The sequence below is a fragment of the Kitasatospora terrestris genome, from assembly GCF_039542905.1.
Lineage (GTDB): Bacteria > Actinomycetota > Actinomycetes > Streptomycetales > Streptomycetaceae > Kitasatospora > Kitasatospora terrestris.
Window position 1 is genome coordinate 6,250,557 of sequence record NZ_BAABIS010000001.1, and the last position, 17,423, is coordinate 6,267,979.

The window sequence follows — 17,423 nt, forward strand, 5'->3', positions numbered from 1 at the left end:
GCGCCCCCCACGGGCGGCGGACCCGGGGCGGTGCTCACTCGTCCCCGGCCGCGTCGCCCTCGGCCTGCGCCGCGGCGCTCTCGGCGGCGTCCACGGCCTGCTGGTACTGCTGCACCTGGGCCGAGTCGTCCTTCGGACTGCTGTTCGCCGCACCGGAGTTCGGGCCGCACGCGGTGAGCAGTGCGGTCGCGGCCAGGGCCAGCACGCCGACGGCGGCGGCGGTCCGGCGGCGGATCACTTGGACGCCCCGGCGGACTCGCCGTGCGAGGCGCACCACGTGGCCACCGCCTTCAGGTCGTTCTGCCGGGTCTGCAGGGTCGGCAGCAGGCTCTTGCGGAAGGTCAGCCGGTCGTTCAGGTAGGTCTCGACCTCGGCGTGCCCGGCGGTCTTGGCGTTGGCCACCCGCTTCTCCAGCCGGGCGACCGAACCGACGACCGTGGCATCGCCGTTGAGGCGCTCCACGGCCTTGGTGACCCGCTCCTGGATCTTCGGCAGCCGCTTGCAGATCGCCTTCGCCCCGTCCCCGGTCGGGACGGGCTTCGGGCCGGCCGCCTGCGCGGGCGCGGCGGCGGCGAGCAGCGAGCCGGCCAGGGCCAGGGCGCCGAGTGCGGCGGCGGTGCGGTTCACGAGCATGGGTCTCCCCTTTCCGGACCCGCGCGGGTCCGCGCGGTCTGCGGGGGAGAGTAGGGACGCTTCTTGTGGATTCCCTGTGACCTCCCCGGCCCGGCGCCGGACCGGGTCAGTTCCCGCTGATCCAGTCGCGGTGGCGGGGGAGCGGGACGGTCGGGGTGTCCGGGTGCAGCAGCGGCAGGCGGACCTCGATCCGGCAGCCCGGGGCGGCGCTCGGTGCCGCGTCCGGTGCGGCGTGCGGGGAAGCTGCCGGGACGGCCCGCGGTGCGGCTTCCGGCGGTGGGAGGACGCGGACGGTGCCGCGGTGCAGGGCGGCCTGCTGGGCGACCAGGGTGAGGCCGAGGCCGGAGCCGGGGCTGTCGGGGCGGCGGTGGAAGCGGCGGAAGACCGCCTCGCGCTGCTCCGCCGGGATGCCGGGGCCGGTGTCGTCGACGGTGAGGACCGCCCGGCCGTCGTCGGTGCCGAGGCGGACGGTGATCCGGGCCGGTGCCCCGGCGGTGCGGCCGTGCACGGCCGCGTTGCCGAGCAGGTTGGCGACCAGGATCCGCAGGCCCGGCTCCCAGCCGAAGACCCGCGGCTCGGCGTCGGTCTCGGCGATGATCACGGTCTCCGGGTGGCGGCGGGCGGCCTCCGCGACGGCGGCGTCCAGCAGGTCGGCCAGGTCGACGGGGCCGAACGCGGAGACCTCCACCAGGTCGCCGCGGGCGAGCGCGGCGAGCGCGGTCAGCAGGTCCTGCAGCCGGGTGTGGTCGGCGCGCAACTCGCCGACCACCTCGGCCTGTTCCCCGGCGGGCAGGTCGGGGTGGGCGGCCAGCACGTCCAGGTTGGTGCGCAGGCTCATCAGCGGGGTGCGCAGCTCGTGCGAGGCGGCGGAGGAGAACGAGCGGGCGGTGTCCAGGGCCTGCGCGGTGCGGGCGGCCTGCTCGTCGTAGCGGGAGAGCAGCAGGGCGATCGCGTCGGCGAGCTCGTCCACCTCGGCGGTGCCGCTGCGGTCGGGGGCGAAGGCGGCCGCGCCGGCCTGCGGGTCGAGGGCGGCGGCGCGGCGGCCGAGCCGGCGCAGCGGGGCGGTGGCGAACTCGGCGAGGACGAAGGCGAGGACGGCGGCCAGCGGCGCGGCCAGGGCGGCGACCAGGAAGACCCGGCGGCGGACGGTCCGGGCCTGGGCCTCCGGCGCGTCGGCGGGCGCGGACACCCACAGCGTGGCGTGCGCGGTGCCGCCGTCCACCGGGACGGCGAGCACCCGCCAGGCGACCGCGTCCGGCTCGCGGACGGTGACCGGCTTGCTCGGCGCGGGCGGCAGCCGGCGCGGGTCGGCGGGCTGCGGGCCGACGGACAGCAGCACCGTGCCGTCCTGGGCGACCACCCGGACCCCGGCGTCCAGCGCCGAGTCCACCACCTTGCGCTGCTGGTTCTGCTCGGCCTTGGGGCGGCCCTTGCCGTCCGCGGCGACCAGCGCCCTCACCCCGGGCAGTACCGCGGCCGCGCGGTCGTTGAGCCGGGCGTCCTGCTGCTTGCGCAGGTCGGCGGTGACCAGCGGGAGCAGCAGCAGCCCGGCGGCCAGGACCAGCAGGGTGACCAGGGCGGCGGCGCCGAGCGCGAGCCGGGTGGCGAGCCTCACCGCCGCTCCGCTCCCCCGGCCGGGGCCCGCAGCACGAAGCCGACGCCGCGCACGGTGTGCACGATCCGGGGCCGCCCGCCCGCCTCCAGCTTGCGCCGCAGGTAGCTGACGAAGGTGTCCACCGCATCGGTGCGGACCTCGAAGTCGTAGCCCCACACCCGGTCCAGCAGCAGCTCCCGGGAGAGCACGATGCCCGGGTTGCGGGCGAACTGGGTGAGCAGCTCGAACTCGCGCCTGGTCAACTGCAGCTCCTGGTCCGCCCAGGCGGCCCGGCGGGTCTCCGGCTCGACGGTCAGCGGGCCGACGCACAGCCGGTCGGAGGGCGCGGGCGGGCGGCGGCGCAGCAGCGCGTGCAGCCGCAGCACCAGCTCCTCCAGCGCGAACGGCTTGACCAGGTAGTCGTCCGCGCCCGCCTGCAGGCCGGCCACCCGGTCGGCCAGCTCGTCGAGCGCGGAGAGCATCAGCACCGGGGTGTCGTCGCCCCGGGCGCGCAGGGTGCGGCAGACCTCGGTGCCGGACAGGCCGGGCATCGAGACGTCCAGCACCAGCACGTCCGGCGGTCCGGCGGCCGACTGCTCCAGCGCGGCGGCGCCGTCCGCGGCGAGGGCCACGCCGAACCCGGCCAGCCGCAGCCCGCGCTCCAGCGCGCGCCGGATGGCGGCGTCGTCGTCGACCACCAGGACCCGTCCGTTGCTCATGCCCGGCACCCTCTCACGCCCCGCCGCGCGCCCGGCAGGGGCCCGGGGTGTCCGCCGGTCGGGACCGCCTCGGGGGGTGCCCGCATCAACGAGGGGGAACTTCCAGGCGAAGAAGGCCCGTTGGGGGCAGGTCGTGACTTCCCGTGTCCGGTGCGCACCCATGGCGTCGGGGCGATGCGGTCAGAGGTCTTCACCCCAGGCCCTCGCGTGCGCCACCGCCGTCCGGGAGCACGCGGGCGCCGGGCGGGGCGGCCCGGGGGCGTGGTCCCACCGGGCGTACGAGCGGTACGCCACCTGCCGGGGCGCGTTCCGGAGGTTCGTGGCGCTGCTCGCCCGGCAGGCCGACGGCCGGCCCGGGCCGCCCTGGCCGCGGCGGTGGACGGCGCGCGCGGACCGGTGCCCGGTGCCGGCCGGGTGGGGTCAGGGCTTGCGGGCGACCGCGCCGTACATCGAGACCCGGTCGGCGCCGGCCGGCGGCTCGGTGTCGGGGCGCCAGAGCGGGACGGTCACCACGCCCGGGTCCAGCAGGTCGAGGCCGCTGCCGGTGAGGAACGCGCCGACCTGCTCCCGGCTGCGGCCCACCAGCGGGGCGGTCGCCTTGCTGTAGACACCGGTCACCCGGTCCCGGACCTCGGCCGGGATGAAGTCCGCGGTGCCGTGCGAGAGCACCAGGTGGCTGCCCGGGGCCAGCGCCTCCACCAGGGTCCCGACCACCTCGGCGGGCTCGTCCTCGTCGGTGAGGAAGTGCAGCACGGCGGCCAGCACCAGCACCACCGGGCGGGAGAAGTCGATCAGCTCGCGGACCTCGGCGGCGGCCAGGACGCCCGCCGGGTCGCGCAGGTCGGCCTGGACCACCTCGGTGCGGCCCCGGCCCATTCCGGCCATCAGCGCGCGGGCGTGGGTGAGCACGATCGGATCGTTGTCCACGTACGCCACCCGGGCCCGCGGGTCGATGTCCTGGGCGATCTCGTGGGTGTTGCCGGCGGTCGGGATGCCGGTGCCGATGTCGAGGAACTGGTCGATGCCCAGGCCCGCGGTGAACCGGACCGCGCGCTGCAGGAACGCCCGGTTGGCGCGCGCGGTCGAGCGGAACTCCGGGTTGGCGGCCAGGGCCCGCTCGGCGGCCTCCCGGTCGGCCGGGAAGTTGTCCTTGCCGCCCAGGTAGTAGTCGTACATCCGGGCCGGGTGCGGTATCTCCGGGCGCAGATCGGCCGACGGCGTCACACCCGGCTCTCGCGTGCTGTCCTGCCCCACGGCGGATCCCTCCACTCGAACATGATCACAGCGGTCGGGGCGACAGCCTATGCGCTCGGCGGCGACGGGTCGACGGGTGATCAGAAACGCCCTGCCGGACGACCGTTCGGGCGGCCTCCGGGCGGCCGGAACCGGGTGCCGCCGCCCCCGCGTCCCTCCAGGAGGAGGCGGATGCGGATTCGCCCCCGCGGACGGAGGGCAGGACACCTACATGAGCGTCATCAGCTGGATCATCCTCGGCCTGCTGGCCGGAGGCATCGCCAAGTTCCTGCTGCCCGGCCGGGATCCGGGCGGCCTGATCGTCACCACGCTGATCGGCATCGCCGGCTCCTTCGTCGGCGGCTGGCTGGCGACCAAGGTGCTGCACCGGTCGATCAGCGCGAGCTTCTTCGACCTGCCGACCTGGATCTCGGCGATCGCCGGCTCCCTGGTGCTCCTGATCGCCTACCGGATCGTCTTCGGCAACTCGCGCAGCTGACCCGTCGGGCCGCGTCGGCGACCTGGGCGGGCAGCTGCTCGCAGGCCGCCGACCGCGGCGCCGGGACCTGCCTCCGGCCCCGTCCGGGCGGCCACCACGCCGGGCGCGATCGCGCAGGTGGTGCTCGCCCGCCCCGGCCGGGCACCACCGCGGCGTGCCGGACACCGGTGCCCCCGGGCATCCGCGCGGCGATCCGCAGCCCCGAGCCGGCCTCGCCCCCGGCGGGCCCGCCGGGCCCCGGGGCGAACGGATCGGCCGGACGGGTCAGCCCGCCCGCAGGCCGTTCAGCAGCAGGGACCAGACCGCCTCGAAGTCCGCGTCGGCGCGGTCGTGCTTCCACTCCGCCGCGTGCACCGGATCGTGGAAGTGCGCGGTCGCCTGGAACACCGCGCGGGCCGTGAACTCCGCGTCGGCCGGACGGAACTCGCCCCGGTCGACGCCGTCCCGGACGATCACCGCGATCTGCGCGATCAGCGTCTCGATGTGCTCCTCCACCGTGCTGCTCAGCTCACCGACCAGGGCCTGGTAGGTGGCGAACAGCTCCGGATCCTCCAGCGCCTTGCGCTTCTTGGCCGCGAACAGCGTCGCCAGCCAGCGGTGCAGCCGCTCGTCGGCCGGGCCCGAGCCGGCGGAGATCGTCGAGAGCTCCGCGTGCGCCTGGTCCAGCCAGCGCTGGGTGACCGCCTCGCGCAGCGCCGCCTTGCTGGGGAAGTGCCGGTAGACACTGCCGTGGCTGACCCCCAGGGCGCGGGCGATGTCGACCACGGTGGCCTTGGCCGGGCCGTACCGACGCAGGACGTCCTCGGCCGCGGTCAGGATCTGCTCGGGCGTGAGAGTACTGTCCGTGGTCACGGCGGGGACGTCCTCCGGTGGGTGGATACGGGCTGGTCAGCGCTCGCTGTCCAGGTGGGCCATCTGTGCGGCAGCGTACCGCTCGCCCGCCGCCGCGCCGTCCGGCACCGCGGCCTCGATCGCCGCCAGGTCGGCCGCCGACAGCTCCAGCCCCCGGGCGCCCAGTGCCTCCGCGAGGCGCTCGCGCCGGCGGGCGCCGACCAGCGGCACGATGTCCGCCCCGCGGGAGGCGACCCAGGCGATGGCCACCTGGGCCACGGTCGCGCCCTTGGCCGCTGCCACGGCGCGCAGCGCCTCCACCAGCCGCAGGTTGTGCGCCAGGTTGTCGCCCTGGAAGCGCGGGCTGTGGCCGCGGAAGTCGCCCACCGCGAGCGGCCGGTCGGCCTGCCAGTGGCCGCTGAGCAGGCCGCGGGAGAGCACCCCGTACGCGGTGATGCCGATGCCCAGCTCGCGGGCGGCGGGGAGGACCTCGGCCTCCAGGCCGCGGGAGAGCAGCGAGTACTCGATCTGCAGGTCGCTGATCGGGTGCACGGCGGCCGCCCGGCGCAGCGTCTCGGCACCCACCTCGGACAGGCCGATGTGCCGCACGTACCCCGCCTTCACCAGCTCGGCGACGGCGCCGACGGTCTCCTCGATCGGCACCGACGGGTCGAGCCGGGCCGGGCGGTAGACGTCGACGTAGTCGGTGCGCAGCCGACGCAGGGTGTACGCCAGGGACGCCTTGGTGTGGGCCGGGCTGCCGTCGAAGCCGAGCCAGCTGTTGTCCGGCCCGCGCAGGGCGCCGTACTTGACGCTGATCTCGACCGAGGCGCGGTCGCGGCCGCGCAGCGCCTCGTGCAGCAGCAGCTCGTTGTGGCCCATGCCGTAGAAGTCGCCGGTGTCGAGCAGGGTGACGCCGGCGTCGAGCGCGGCGTGCACCGTGGCGATCGACTCCGCCTCGTCGGCCGGGCCGTACAGGTCGGACATGCCCATCAGGCCGAGGCCGAGCGCCGAGGTCTCCGGGCCGGCCGTGCCGAGGGTGGTGCGCGCGGTGGTGCCGGACGCGGTGCGGGGAGTGGTGCTGGTCACAGTGGGCTCCCGTGGAGTCGGAGTGCTGACACCGTCAACCATGGCATGGCGGATGACAGATTTCAATATCTGTCATTCCCGGGGGTGGCGCGGCCGTGGGGAGGTGGAGGGTCCGGGACTGGTACCAAAGGCTGATCCGACGTCACTCATCCGGCGTGCTCGGGCCGGGCGCGGGCGCCGCCGTGCTGCCGAACCACGGGCGACGCGCGATGGTGGGAGCAGGGCGTGATCGGCCGAGCGCGCCCCGCACTACGCGCCAGGCCCGGGCACCGCGCGCGCCCCCGACGACACCGTCCGCCGGGTGTGCGCCCCCCGGTCGGGCGACGGCACGCGGTGGGCGGGCCACCTCGCAGGGAAGCGAACGAATCTTCTAGGCTCCCCTCCAGGCCCCCGCAACCGGTGTCCGGCGGCACCGCGCGCGGCCGACGTCCACGGGCCCCGGGCCGAGCCGGGGTCACCGGACCGAGCGAGGAGGACGCAGTGTCGCCCAGCACGAGGTCGCTTCACCCGGCGTTGCCCACCCCGACACCGCGCCGCCACGCGGGCGCCCGTCATCCGCTCGAACGGCGCACCGGGGGCGCGCGATGAGTGCCCATACCGTCGCGCCCGCCTCCGCAGGACCGGCCGCCACCGGCGCCGCCGGCGCCGCCGGAACCGCCGCGGGCCAACGCGCCGTCCCCGACGCCTCGCCCGAGGGCGACCATCCCACCGCGGCCGCCGGGCCCCGCCCCGCCCCGCCGGCCGCCCCTGCCCCGAGCGTGAGGACCGCCGCTCCCGCGCCCGGCGCGAAGCCGAAGGCCGGCACCGCGCCGCCCACCGTCAAGGCCGGCACTGCCGCGCCGAGCGTGAAGTCCGCCGCTCCCGCGCCCGCGGTGAAGTCCGCCGCCCCCGTGTCCGGTGCCAGGGCCACCGCCGCCGCAGCGCACGCCAAGGCGGCCACCGCGACCGCCCGGGCGAGCGTGACCACCCGCACCGCCCCGACCGCCGGCCCCGCTGCCCAGGCTCCCGCCGCTCCGACTGCCCCCGCCGCCCCCACCGCTCCCGCCGCCCCGGCCGAGTCGGCCGCGACCGCCGCGCTGCCCGGCGTGCCGCAGGCGCTCACCGCCCGGGCCCGCACCCTGGCCGGCGCGGTCCGGCGCCGCTGCGCCGAACTGGCCCGGATGGAGTCCCCGTCCGGCGACGCCCGGCGGCTGGACGCCCTCGCAGAGGAGCTCACCGCCGGCTTCACCGCCACCGGCGCCACCGCCCGCCGCGAGCCCGGCCCGGCCGGCGACCACCTGGTGCTCGAATGGCCCGGCGAGCGCGAGGACCTCGGACACCTGCTGGTGGTCGGCCACCACGACACCGTGTGGCCGGTCGGCACCCTCGCCGACTGGCCGGTCGAGGAGCGCGACGGCCTGCTCAGCGGCCCCGGCGTGCTCGACATGAAGGGCGGGCTGGCCCTGCTGGAGGGCGCGTTCGCGCTGCTCGCCGACCTCGGCCGGCGCCCGCACCGCCCGGTGCGGCTGGTCGTGGTCGCCGACGAGGAGATCGGCAGCCCCAGCGGCCGCCGGGTCTTCGAGCGCCAGCTCCCCGGCGCCGCCGCCGTCCTCGGCCTCGAACCCGGCCACCCCGACGGCCGGCTGAAGACCGCCCGGCGCGGCTCCACCCGGGTCCGGCTGACCGTCACCGGCCGCGAGGCGCACGCCGGCAACGACGCCGCGCACGGCGTCTCCGCGGTGGACGAGCTGGTCGACCAGCTGGTCGCCGTCCGCGGCCTGGCCCAGCCCGGCGCCGAACTCAACACCGGCCGGATCACCGGCGGCACCCGGGCCAACGTCATCGCCGGCCGCGCCGAGGCCGAGCTCGGCTGGCGCTTCGCCACCGCCGAGGCCCAGCGCCGCACCCTGGACACCCTCGCCCACCTCACCGCGCTGCGCCCCGGCGCCAAGGTCCGCGCCGAGGTGCTCTCCAGCCGCCCCGCCTGGCCCGAGTGCAGCGGCAACCCGCTGCTGCGGCACGTCCGCTCGCTCGCCGCGGTCCTCGGCCAGCAGCTCGACGGCGCCCCGGCCGGCGGCGCGGGCGACACCAACCTGGCCGGTGCCCGCGGCCTGCCCACGCTGGACGGCCTCGGCGCCGTGGGGGCCGGCCCGCACGCCCGCCACGAACACCTCCGGATCGACCAGCTCGCCCCCCGGGTCGCCCTGCTCACCGCGCTGCTCGCGGTCCCGCTGCCGCGCCTGCGCGACCGCACCTGACCGCCTGCCCGCCGGGCGGTGCGACCCCGTCCGGCGGGCGACTCGCCGCCGATCCTTGTCAGGGAGTGGCCTCCGGCTACACAATGGAACCGACCGAACGGACGGTCGGGAGGTGGGTGGACAGTGACGGCGACGGAGCCGGGCGAGCGGGCCCTGGAGGGCCACTTCGAGGCGGTGGTCGCCGCCGACCAGCGGATCGAGCCGCGGGACTGGATGCCGGAGGCGTACCGCGCGACGCTGGTGCGGCAGATCGCCCAGCACGCCCACTCGGAGATCATCGGCATGCAGCCGGAGGGCAACTGGCTGACCCGGGCGCCCTCGCTGCGCCGCAAGGCGATCCTGCTGGCCAAGGCGCAGGACGAGGCGGGCCACGGCCTGTACCTGTACGCGGCCGCCGAGACGCTGGGCGTCGACCGCGCCGAGCTGACCGAGAAGCTGATCGACGGCCGGCAGAAGTACTCCTCGATCTTCAACTACCCGACGCTGACCTTCGCCGACGTCGGCGTGATCGGCTGGCTGGTGGACGGCGCGGCGATCTGCAACCAGGTGCCGCTCTGCCGCTGCAGCTACGGCCCCTACGCCCGGGCGATGGTGCGGATCTGCAAGGAGGAGTCCTTCCACCAGCGGCAGGGCTACGAGCTGCTGATGACGCTGATGCGCGGCACCGAGGCGCAGCGCGCGATGGTGCAGGACGCGGTGGACCGCTGGTGGTGGCCGTCGCTGATGATGTTCGGCCCGCCGGACGGCGACTCGCCGAACTCCGAGCGCTCCATGGCGTGGCGGATCAAGCGCCACACCAACGACGACCTGCGCCAGCGCTTCGTCGACATGACCGTGCCGCAGGCCCAGCACCTGGGCGTCACCCTGCCGGACCCGGCCCTGGCGTGGAACGAGGAGCGCGGCGGCTGGGACTTCGGCGAGCCGGACTGGTCCGAGCTCAAGCAGGTGATCAAGGGCAACGGGCCGTGCAACGTGCAGCGCGTCGAGCGCCGCCGGGCCGCCCACGAGGACGGCGCCTGGGTCCGCGAGGCGGCCCTGGCGTACGCGAGCAAGAGGAGTGCGCAGTGAGCGAGTCCAAGGCCGGCTGGCCGCTGTACGAGGTGTTCGTGCGTCCGCGCCGCGGGCTGAACCACGTCCACGTGGGTTCGCTGCACGCCGCCGACGACCGGATGGCGCTGCTGAACGCCCGCGACCTGTACACCCGGCGCAACGAGGGCGTCAGCCTGTGGGTGGTGCGCTCCGACGCGATCACCGCCTCCGCGCCCGACGAGCGCGACCCGTTCTTCGCGCCCAGCGGCGACAAGGTGTACCGCCACCCGACCTTCTACGACATCCCCGAGGATGTCCCGCACATCTGACGACGGGGACCACACGATGACCGACGACCACGTCTACCTCTCCCTCTCCGAGGCGGGCGCCGAGCCGGAGGGCGAGGCCCGCTGGGCCTACGGCACCGGGTTCACCGACCCGCTGCTCGGCGTCGACACCGCGCTGCCGGCGGGTGTGGACGGCGAGGACCTCGCCGCGTACTGCCGGATGCTCGGCGACGACGCCCTGGTGCTCGCCCAGCGGCTGATCGAGTGGGTCACCCGCGCCCCCGAGCTGGAGGAGGAGGTGGCGCTCGCCAACCTCGGCCTCGACCTGCTCGGCCAGGCCCGCCACCTGCTCACCCGTTCGGGCCAGGCGGACGGCAGCGGCCGCACCGAGGACGACCTGGCGTACCTGCGCGAGGACCACGAGTTCCGCAACGTCCGGCTGGTCGAGCTGGAGAACGGCGACTTCGCCGAGTGTGTGGCCCGGTTGCTGCTCTTCGCCACCGCCCGGCACGCGCTCTACCTCCGGCTCGCCGACCACCCGGACCGGGTGCTCGCCGCGATCGCCGCGCGCGGCGTCAAGGAGCTCGCGTACCACCGCGAGTACGCCGAGTCCTGGGTGCTGCGGCTCGGCGACGGCACCGCGCACTCGCACCGGCGGATGCAGGACGCGCTGGACGCGCTCTGGCCCTGGCTGGACGAGCTGTTCACCCCGCACGAGGTCGAACTGCGGCTCGGCGTCGACCCGTCCGTGCTCCGCGAGCCGGTGCTCGCCGCGCTCGGGGCCGTCGTCACCGAGGCCACCCTGACCGTGCCCGAGGCCCAGCCGCGCGCCTACGTCAACGGCCGGGCCGGACGGCACGGCGTGCACACCGAGGCGCTCGGCCCGATGCTCGCCGAACTCCAGGTGGTGGCCCGGGCCCACCCGGGGGCGACGTGGTGACCGTGCTGAGCCGGAACCGGGCCTGGGAGGTCGCGGCCGCCGTGCCCGACCCCGAACTGCCCATGCTCACCCTCGCCGACCTCGGCGTCCTCGCCGAGGTCAGCGAGCAGGACGGCGCGGTGACCGCCTGGATCACCCCCACCTACTCCGGCTGCCCGGCCGTCGCCGAGATGGCCGCCGACGTCGACGCCCGGCTGCGCGCCGCCGGCTACCACGAGGTCGCGGTCCGGCTGCGGCTCGACCCGCCGTGGTCCACCGACCTGATCAGCGCCGAGGGCCGGCGCAAGCTCGCCGAGGCCGGCATCGCACCGCCGACCGCCGGTGGCGCGCCGCCGGCCGCCGGCGGACTGCTCCGACTCGGGCCCACCCGGCGGGTGGTGGCCTGCCCGCAGTGCGGCTCCCAGGACACCGAGGAGCTGTCCCGCTTCGGCTCCACCGCCTGCAAGTCGCTCTGGCGCTGCCGCAGTTGCCGCGAACCCTTCGACCGGATCAAGGAGATCTGATGGCCGTCCGCCGACCGACGTTCCACGAGCTGCGGATCGCGGCCCTGGAGCCGCTGTGCGAGGACGCCGTCGCCGTCACCTTCGCCGTCCCCGACGCCCTCGCCGAGGACTTCGCCTTCCTCCCCGGCCAGACCCTCACCCTGCGGCGGATCGTCGACGGCGCCGACGAGCGCCGCTCGTACTCGCTCTGCTCGCCGGTCGGCGGGCCGCTGCGGATCGCCGTCCGCGAGGTGCCCGGCGGGTTGTTCTCGCGCTGGCTGGTGCGCGACGCCCGGGTCGGCGAGAGCATCGAAGTCCTGCCGCCCTCCGGCCTGTTCAGCCCCTCACTGGACACTCCGGCCTCGCACGTGCTGATCGCCGCAGGCTCCGGCATCACCCCGATGCTCTCCATCGCCGGCTCCGTCCTCGACGCCCACCCCTCGTCGCGGGTCGCCCTGCTGTACGGCAACCGGCGCAGCGACACCGTGATGTTCGCCGACGAGCTCGCCGACCTGAAGGACCGCCACCTCGACCGGTTCCAACTCGTCCACGTGCTCTCCCGGGAGAGCCGCGACGCCGAACTGCTCAGCGGCCGCCTCGACCCGGACCGGCTGGGGGCCCTGCTCACCGACCTCGTCGGGGTCGACGGCAGCGACCACTACTGGCTCTGCGGCCCCTACGGCATGGTCACCGGCGCCCGCGAGGTCCTCGCCGAACTGGGCGTTCCCGCCGAGCGGGTGCACCAGGAACTCTTCCACGCCGAGGACGAGCCGGTCGCCATGGGGGTCCCCCCGGCCGGAGGCTGGGGGAGGGTCGAGGCCGAACTCGACGGCGAGGCCAGCGAGGTCACCGTCGTCCTCGACGGCCGGGCCAGCACCCTCAGCCTGCCCCGCGACCGCTCCATCCTGGACGGCGCCCAGCGCTCCCGCCCCGACCTGCCGTTCGCCTGCAAGGGCGGCGTCTGCGGCACCTGCCGGGCCCTGGTCTGCGACGGCGAGGTCGAGATGCGCCGCAACTTCGCCCTGGAGGAGAAGGAACTCGCCGCCGGCTACGTCCTCACCTGCCAGGCCCGCCCCCTCACCGACAAGGTCACCGTCGACTACGACCGCTAGGTCGTCCTACGGCGGGGGGATCGGGCCCGGGGCCGGGACGGAGGTGGGGCGCCAGGTGCTGCCGTCGGGCAGGTCCTGGCGCCCGCCGAGCAGGTAGTCGATGCCGTCCTCGAACTCGATCTCCCACCCGCCGTCGGCGAGGGCCTGCCGGAACGCCGCCTTGACGGTGTCGCTCAGCGGGTACACGCCGGCCAGCAGCCACGCGTCCGGGCCCCGGTCGAAGAGGTGCCGGACCAGCAGGACTTGCTCGCGGTCGAGCGTCGATTCGCTGTGCAACTCCTCGCCGCGCCGGCCCTCCAGCTCCCAGAGCACGTTCCGGCCGTCGGCGAACGGGTAGTCGTCGATCATGGCGCCGAGCCCAGTCGTCGGATGCCGGCCGGGGCCGCGTGGGCCGGGGCGGCGGCCGTTCGCGGGTCGCCGAGGAGTTCGACGAGCTCGTTGACGGCGGCGCGGCCGGCCCGGTTGGCGCCGATGGTGGAGGCGGAGGGGCCGTAGCCGACCAGGTGGATGCGGGGGTCGGCGGTGGCGCGGGTGCCGTCCACCCGGATGCCACCGCCGGGCTCGCGCAGGCCGAGCGGGGCGAGGTGGGTGGTCTCGGCGCGGAAGCCGGTCGCCCAGACGATCGCGTCGACCGGCAGCTCATGGTCGCCCCAGGCGACGCCGTGCTCGGTCAGCCGGTCGAACACGGGCCGCCGCCGCAGCACCCCGAGCTGCTCCGCGCGCCGGTACGCGACGCTCGGACCGAGCCCGGTCACGCTCACCACGCTGCGCACCGGCAGCCCCTGCCTGACCCGCTTCTCCACCTCGGCGACCACCGCGCGCCCGTACTCGGGCGTGAACGGCCCCTCGTGGAAGACGGGTTCGCTGCGGGTGACCCACACCGTCTCGGCGACGCCGCCGAGTTCGGAGAGCACCTGGATCGCCGACGCCCCGCCGCCGACCACCACCACGCGCTGTCCGGCGAAGGACTCCGGCCCCCGGTAGTCGGCGTAGTGCAGCTGCCGCCCGGCGAAGTGCCCCGGGTAGTGCGGCAGGAAGGGCCTGCTCCACGTCCCGGTGGCGTTGACCAGGGCGCGGGCCGTCCACGGTCCGGCGTCGGTGTCCACCAGCAGCCGCCCGTCGGGCAGGGGCCGCACCGCCCGGACCCGGACCGGCCGGACCACCGGCAGGGCGTGCTTCGCCTCGTACGCCGCGAAGTACCCGGGCACCACCTCGCGGGCGGGCGCCTGCGGGTCGGCCGGCGGCAGCTCGAAGTCCGGCAGGTCGTGGAAGCCGTGCACGGTCGCCATCCGCAGCGACGGCGAGCGGTGCGCCCACGCGCCGCCGGGCGCCGCGTCGGCGTCCAGCACCACGAAGCCGGTGTACGGCGCGAAGCCGCGCCGTCGCAGGTGGTACGCGGCCGACAGGCCGGCCTGGCCGGCGCCGATCACCACCACGTCCACCGGACGGGGCGCGGAACCTTCTGTTGCACCGTAAACAGTCACGATGGTGAAACATCGGGCCGGGGCCGGCTGTTCCCGGGCAGCCGCCCGGGTCAGCCCGCGAGGGCCGCCCGCACGGCGCGGACCAGCCGCTCCGGGCCGTCCGGCAGGTGGGTGAGGAACAGGCGCGGCTCGGTCAGCTCCAGCTCGATCAGCACCGGTGAACCGTCCTCGGTGCGCACCAGGTCCACCCGGGCGTACAGCAGCTCCGCCCGCTCCGGCACGGCGGCCAGCACCCGTTCGGCCACCGCCAGCTGGTCGGCGTCCGGCTCGCGCACCGCGTCCTCGAACCCGACCTCGCCGGACAGCATCGGCCGCCGCCGGATCGCGTGGCTGAACCGCCCGCCCAGGAAGAGCAGCGAGGTCTCGCCCTCCCGCTCCACCATCGGCAGGTACGGCTGCACCATCGCGGTGCGGCCCGCCGCGGTCAGCGTCCGGACGTGCGCGAGAGCCTCGGCGCGGTCCGTGGTGCGCACGGTGTCCCGGGCGCCCGAGGAGACGGTCGGCTTCACCACCAGCTCCGGCCACGGTGCGAAGCCTCCGCCGGCCTCCCCGTCGAGCTCGTCGCCGGGCGCCGCCCAGGCGGTCGGCACCACCGGCACGCCCGCCTCGGCGAGCGTCCGCAGGTAGGTCTTGTCGGTGTTGCGCTCCAGTACCGGCGCCGGGTTGGCCAGCCGGGTCACCGCGGCGACCTTCTCCGCCCACGCCAGGAACGCGGGCCGGTCGAGGATGTAGTCCCACGGGCTGCGCACCACCACGAGCGCGAACCGGCCCCAGTCCACCGACCCGTCCCGCCAGTCGACCGCCTCCGCCGGCACCCCGAGCCGCTCGAACGCGGCCAGGACCGCCGACAGCTCGGGATCCTCGATCAGCCCGCTGGTCACGTAGGCCACGGGCGGGGTGCTGCTGGTCACGGACTCTCCCGAACGCTGGTCACTTGATCACCAGCTGCCGACCCTGCTTCCCGACCCGCGCCCGTGTCAACCGGTTTCCGCAGGCCGGGAGGGGGGCGGGGTCGGGGTCGGGAGGGGCCGAGGCCGGCAGATCGGGTCAGCAGGCCGGGGGTCAGCCGACCGGGGAGATCACCGCGGCGGTGCCGTAGGCGCAGATCTCCGTTCCCAGGTCGGCCGCCTCCGTCACGTCGAACCGCATCATTAGGACCGCGTTGCCGCCGCGCGCCCGGGTCTGCTCGACCAGCCGCTCCATCGCCTGGTTGCGGCTCTCGACCAGGGTCTTGGTCAGGCCCTTGAGCTCACCGCCCATCAGGGACTTGAAACCGGCGCCGATCTGCGAGCCGATGTGCCGGCTGCGCACGGTCAGGCCGAAGACCTCGCCGATCACCCGGTCGACCCGGTGACCCGGCACGTCGTTGGTGGTCACCACCAGGACAGTGTCCGACGGGCGCTGCCCGCCGCCGTACTCGTCGATGTTGCTCATCCCCCCACCCTGCGGGACGGCAGGTGGTTCGGAGCGCCCGACGCGCCGGTCCGGGCGGCACGCCGCCCGGGCTGACCACAGCTCAGTCCGCCGGTCAGTGGACTCGCCGTGCCGCGTTCTGCAAACCTTGTCGCATGGGCGAGCGAAGCGATCATCCGCAGGGGCCGGGCGCCACCGAGAACTCCGGTGCGCAGGAGATCGAGGCGACCGTGGTGCTCGGCATCCGGATCACCGACTGGCCGGCGCTGCGCGCAGCCGCCCGCGCCGCCGTCGAGAACCTCGACTTCGCCGGGATCGACCCGGCCGGGCAGCGCGAGGAACTCCTGCGCGAGGTCTCCGAGGACCCCAACGCGGCACTCGGGGCCCTCCTCCACCCCGACCGGCTGGTCGCCGCCATCCCCGGCATCGAAGCGCTCGGCGGCACCCTGGAGATCAGCGTCACCGACGACTTCGCCCCCGACTTCGCGGAACTCTTCCCGCTGGAGAGCGAGGACGGCGACAACGGCGACTGGACCCTCACCCCGCGCACCGCCTGCCTGCTGCACACCCAGCTGATCGGCCTCGCCGACGCCGCCTACGACGACCTGGAAGAGCACGGCGACGACCCCGTCACCGACGAGGACGAGGGCGACTGGACGGTCTTCGGGCGGCTCCCCGCCCGCACCTGGCACCTCCACCGGGGCTGGCGCCGCGCCCTCGCCCGCACCTTCGACGACCTCGCCGACGACCTCGCCCTCGGCGAATGGCCGCTGCCCCGCTGCCTCGCCGAGGAGATCGCGCTGCGCCTCGCGCTCAGCGACGCCCGCGCCCTGCTCGGCGCCCAGCCCGAGTCCGTCGCCGACATGATGGGCGACCTGCCGGCCGACCTGTACGACTACGACTGGGACGGCTGCGCCGACGAACTCTTCGGCGTCTTCGGCCCCGACGACGGCGACCCCGACCTCGGTGCCGCCCAGCGGACCGAGGCGCTGCTCGCCGCGACCCACCCCGAGGGCTGGTTCCTGCCGTACGAGGACGCGGAGGAGCGGGACACCGGGCGCGGCTACCGGCGCTGAGCCACCGGAAGGGGCGGGAGGGGCCGGGAGGGGCGGAGCTGGCATGCTGGTGGGGTGAGTTCACCGTTCGATGACCCGGCCGCCGCACCCGCCCCCGACTCGCGCGACGCCAAGGAGCAGTACGTGCTCCCGCTGGTCGTCCGGCTGGAGCGGACCGACCCGCCCGCCCGCACCGACGCGCTGGAGACCTCGGCGCGGGCCGTCCTGAGGCTGCTCGCGGACCCCCGGGTCACCGACGACGGCGGCGAGTGGGCCGAGCGGGTCGAGGCCTGGGAGGACGCCCGGATCCGGAAGGTCGTCCGGCGGGCCCGCGGCGGCGAGTGGCGCAAGGCGGGCGAGCTGCCCGGCATCACCGTGGCCGGGGAGGGCGCGGAGGTCCGGGTGTTCCCGCCGGTGCCGCTCGACGGGTGGCCCAAGGAGCTCGCCAAGCTGCAGGTGTCCGGCACCGACCTGGACGACCCGGTGGAGCCCGGCCCGGTCCCGGACGGGACGCCGGTGCTGTGGCTCAACCCGGAGGTAGGGATGAGCGCCGGCAAGGCGATGGCGCAGACCGGGCACGCGGCGCAGCTCGCCTGGTGGCGGCTGGACGGGGCGCAGCGCAAGGAGTGGGCGCAGAGCGGCTTCGCGCTCGCCGTCCGCACCGCGACGGCCGAGGCCTGGGCGGAGCTGACGGCGAGCGGGCTGCCGCTCGTCCGCGACGCGGGCTTCACCGAGATCGCCCCCGGCAGCTGCACGGTCGTCGCCGACCACCCGGCGCTCCGGTGA

The 17,423-nt window shown here is 75.7% G+C and carries 20 protein-coding genes; 9 read left to right on the plus strand and 11 right to left on the minus strand.

Annotated elements, in window-relative coordinates:
- Positions 1-34: 34 nt before the first annotated feature.
- From ABEB06_RS28660 to ABEB06_RS28680, 5 genes are all read right to left on the minus strand, one after another.
- Positions 35-238, minus strand: a complete 204-nt coding sequence (locus ABEB06_RS28660) for a hypothetical protein (RefSeq protein WP_345699784.1) — start codon at positions 236-238, stop codon at positions 35-37.
- Positions 235-633, minus strand: coding sequence for a hypothetical protein (locus ABEB06_RS28665; RefSeq protein ID WP_345699785.1), 399 nt, complete (start codon positions 631-633; stop codon positions 235-237). Before ABEB06_RS28665 ends, ABEB06_RS28660 begins: the two co-directional genes overlap by 4 nt.
- 106 nt (positions 634-739) lie before the next feature.
- A complete protein-coding gene (locus ABEB06_RS28670; RefSeq protein WP_345699786.1) occupies positions 740-2,248 on the minus strand; it encodes a sensor histidine kinase in 1,509 nt (502 codons plus the stop codon).
- Entirely contained in the window at positions 2,245-2,946 is a 702-nt protein-coding gene (locus ABEB06_RS28675; protein WP_345699787.1) for a response regulator transcription factor, read from the minus strand. Before ABEB06_RS28675 ends, ABEB06_RS28670 begins: the two co-directional genes overlap by 4 nt.
- Positions 2,947-3,366: 420 nt before the next feature.
- The gene (locus ABEB06_RS28680; RefSeq protein WP_425559708.1) at positions 3,367-4,200 is read right to left on the minus strand and encodes an SAM-dependent methyltransferase; all 834 of its coding nucleotides are present in this window, start codon (positions 4,198-4,200) and stop codon (positions 3,367-3,369) included.
- 211 nt (positions 4,201-4,411) lie between these two features.
- On the opposite strand from ABEB06_RS28680, the gene ABEB06_RS28685 reads away from it, so the two are divergent.
- The gene (locus ABEB06_RS28685) at positions 4,412-4,678 is read left to right on the plus strand and encodes a GlsB/YeaQ/YmgE family stress response membrane protein (protein WP_345699788.1); all 267 of its coding nucleotides are present in this window, start codon (positions 4,412-4,414) and stop codon (positions 4,676-4,678) included.
- Positions 4,679-4,942: 264 nt separating this feature from the next.
- Here the strand turns inward: ABEB06_RS28685 and ABEB06_RS28690 are convergent, their stop codons facing one another.
- Both ABEB06_RS28690 and ABEB06_RS28695 read right to left on the minus strand, forming a co-directional pair.
- Positions 4,943-5,530, minus strand: a complete 588-nt coding sequence (locus ABEB06_RS28690; protein ID WP_345699789.1) for a TetR/AcrR family transcriptional regulator — start codon at positions 5,528-5,530, stop codon at positions 4,943-4,945.
- Positions 5,531-5,566: 36 nt separating this feature from the next.
- Complete coding sequence (locus tag ABEB06_RS28695; protein WP_425559809.1) at positions 5,567-6,502, minus strand: aldo/keto reductase; 936 nt, start codon at positions 6,500-6,502, stop codon at positions 5,567-5,569.
- A gap of 680 nt (positions 6,503-7,182) precedes the next feature.
- Here ABEB06_RS28695 and ABEB06_RS28700 point away from each other — a divergent pair.
- The 6 genes from ABEB06_RS28700 to paaE all read left to right on the plus strand — a co-directional run bounded on the left by ABEB06_RS28700 (position 7,183) and on the right by paaE (position 12,685).
- The gene (locus ABEB06_RS28700) at positions 7,183-8,835 is read left to right on the plus strand and encodes a M20 family metallopeptidase (protein WP_345699791.1); all 1,653 of its coding nucleotides are present in this window, start codon (positions 7,183-7,185) and stop codon (positions 8,833-8,835) included.
- A gap of 123 nt (positions 8,836-8,958) precedes the next feature.
- Positions 8,959-9,903: a 1,2-phenylacetyl-CoA epoxidase subunit PaaA gene (gene paaA / locus ABEB06_RS28705; RefSeq protein WP_345699792.1), complete on the plus strand. Its 945-nt coding sequence runs from the start codon at positions 8,959-8,961 to the stop codon at positions 9,901-9,903.
- Positions 9,900-10,193, plus strand: coding sequence for a 1,2-phenylacetyl-CoA epoxidase subunit PaaB (gene paaB / locus ABEB06_RS28710; RefSeq protein ID WP_345699793.1), 294 nt, complete (start codon positions 9,900-9,902; stop codon positions 10,191-10,193). The genes paaA and paaB overlap by 4 nt, the downstream gene beginning before the upstream one ends.
- 16 nt (positions 10,194-10,209) lie before the next feature.
- Complete coding sequence (gene paaC / locus ABEB06_RS28715; protein WP_345699794.1) at positions 10,210-11,091, plus strand: 1,2-phenylacetyl-CoA epoxidase subunit PaaC; 882 nt, start codon at positions 10,210-10,212, stop codon at positions 11,089-11,091.
- Positions 11,085-11,594, plus strand: a complete 510-nt coding sequence (gene paaD / locus ABEB06_RS28720) for a 1,2-phenylacetyl-CoA epoxidase subunit PaaD (RefSeq protein ID WP_345699795.1) — start codon at positions 11,085-11,087, stop codon at positions 11,592-11,594. Before paaC ends, paaD begins: the two co-directional genes overlap by 7 nt.
- A complete protein-coding gene (gene paaE, locus ABEB06_RS28725) occupies positions 11,594-12,685 on the plus strand; it encodes a 1,2-phenylacetyl-CoA epoxidase subunit PaaE (RefSeq protein ID WP_345699796.1) in 1,092 nt (363 codons plus the stop codon). The genes paaD and paaE overlap by 1 nt, the downstream gene beginning before the upstream one ends.
- Positions 12,686-12,691: 6 nt before the next feature.
- Here paaE and ABEB06_RS28730 read toward each other — a convergent pair whose 3' ends face one another.
- The 4 genes from ABEB06_RS28730 to ABEB06_RS28745 form a co-directional block, all read right to left on the minus strand.
- Positions 12,692-13,033, minus strand: a complete 342-nt coding sequence (locus ABEB06_RS28730) for a hypothetical protein (protein ID WP_345699797.1) — start codon at positions 13,031-13,033, stop codon at positions 12,692-12,694.
- Positions 13,030-14,127: an FAD-dependent oxidoreductase gene (locus tag ABEB06_RS28735; RefSeq protein ID WP_345699798.1), complete on the minus strand. Its 1,098-nt coding sequence runs from the start codon at positions 14,125-14,127 to the stop codon at positions 13,030-13,032. Before ABEB06_RS28735 ends, ABEB06_RS28730 begins: the two co-directional genes overlap by 4 nt.
- A 92-nt stretch (positions 14,128-14,219) precedes the next feature.
- Positions 14,220-15,080, minus strand: a complete 861-nt coding sequence (locus tag ABEB06_RS28740; RefSeq protein WP_345699799.1) for an ATP-grasp domain-containing protein — start codon at positions 15,078-15,080, stop codon at positions 14,220-14,222.
- Between the two features lie 151 nt (positions 15,081-15,231).
- Positions 15,232-15,603 carry a YbjQ family protein gene (locus ABEB06_RS28745; protein ID WP_345699800.1) on the minus strand — a complete coding sequence of 124 codons (372 nt, stop codon included), beginning with the start codon at positions 15,601-15,603 and terminating at the stop codon, positions 15,232-15,234.
- A 134-nt stretch (positions 15,604-15,737) separates the two neighbouring features.
- Between ABEB06_RS28745 and ABEB06_RS28750 the strand changes: the two genes are divergently transcribed.
- Both ABEB06_RS28750 and ABEB06_RS28755 read left to right on the plus strand, forming a co-directional pair.
- The gene (locus tag ABEB06_RS28750) at positions 15,738-16,658 is read left to right on the plus strand and encodes a hypothetical protein (RefSeq protein WP_345699801.1); all 921 of its coding nucleotides are present in this window, start codon (positions 15,738-15,740) and stop codon (positions 16,656-16,658) included.
- 54 nt (positions 16,659-16,712) lie between these two features.
- Positions 16,713-17,423 (plus strand): aminoacyl-tRNA hydrolase, encoded by a 711-nt coding sequence (locus ABEB06_RS28755; protein ID WP_345699802.1) that lies wholly within the window; start codon positions 16,713-16,715, stop codon positions 17,421-17,423.

Coding starts and splice junctions, on each gene's coding strand:
- ABEB06_RS28665 (WP_345699785.1), bottom strand. CDS start 633: ATGCTCGTGAACCGCACCGCCGCCGCACTCGGCGCCCTGGCCCTGGCC.
- ABEB06_RS28675 (WP_345699787.1), bottom strand. CDS start 2,946: ATGAGCAACGGACGGGTCCTGGTGGTCGACGACGACGCCGCCATCCGG.
- ABEB06_RS28685 (WP_345699788.1), top strand. CDS start 4,412: ATGAGCGTCATCAGCTGGATCATCCTCGGCCTGCTGGCCGGAGGCATC.
- ABEB06_RS28695 (WP_425559809.1), bottom strand. CDS start 6,502: ATGGGCATGTCCGACCTGTACGGCCCGGCCGACGAGGCGGAGTCGATC.
- ABEB06_RS28700 (WP_345699791.1), top strand. CDS start 7,183: ATGAGTGCCCATACCGTCGCGCCCGCCTCCGCAGGACCGGCCGCCACC.
- paaC (WP_345699794.1), top strand. CDS start 10,210: ATGACCGACGACCACGTCTACCTCTCCCTCTCCGAGGCGGGCGCCGAG.
- paaE (WP_345699796.1), top strand. CDS start 11,594: ATGGCCGTCCGCCGACCGACGTTCCACGAGCTGCGGATCGCGGCCCTG.
- ABEB06_RS28730 (WP_345699797.1), bottom strand. CDS start 13,033: ATGATCGACGACTACCCGTTCGCCGACGGCCGGAACGTGCTCTGGGAG.
- ABEB06_RS28745 (WP_345699800.1), bottom strand. CDS start 15,603: ATGAGCAACATCGACGAGTACGGCGGCGGGCAGCGCCCGTCGGACACT.
- ABEB06_RS28750 (WP_345699801.1), top strand. CDS start 15,738: ATGGGCGAGCGAAGCGATCATCCGCAGGGGCCGGGCGCCACCGAGAAC.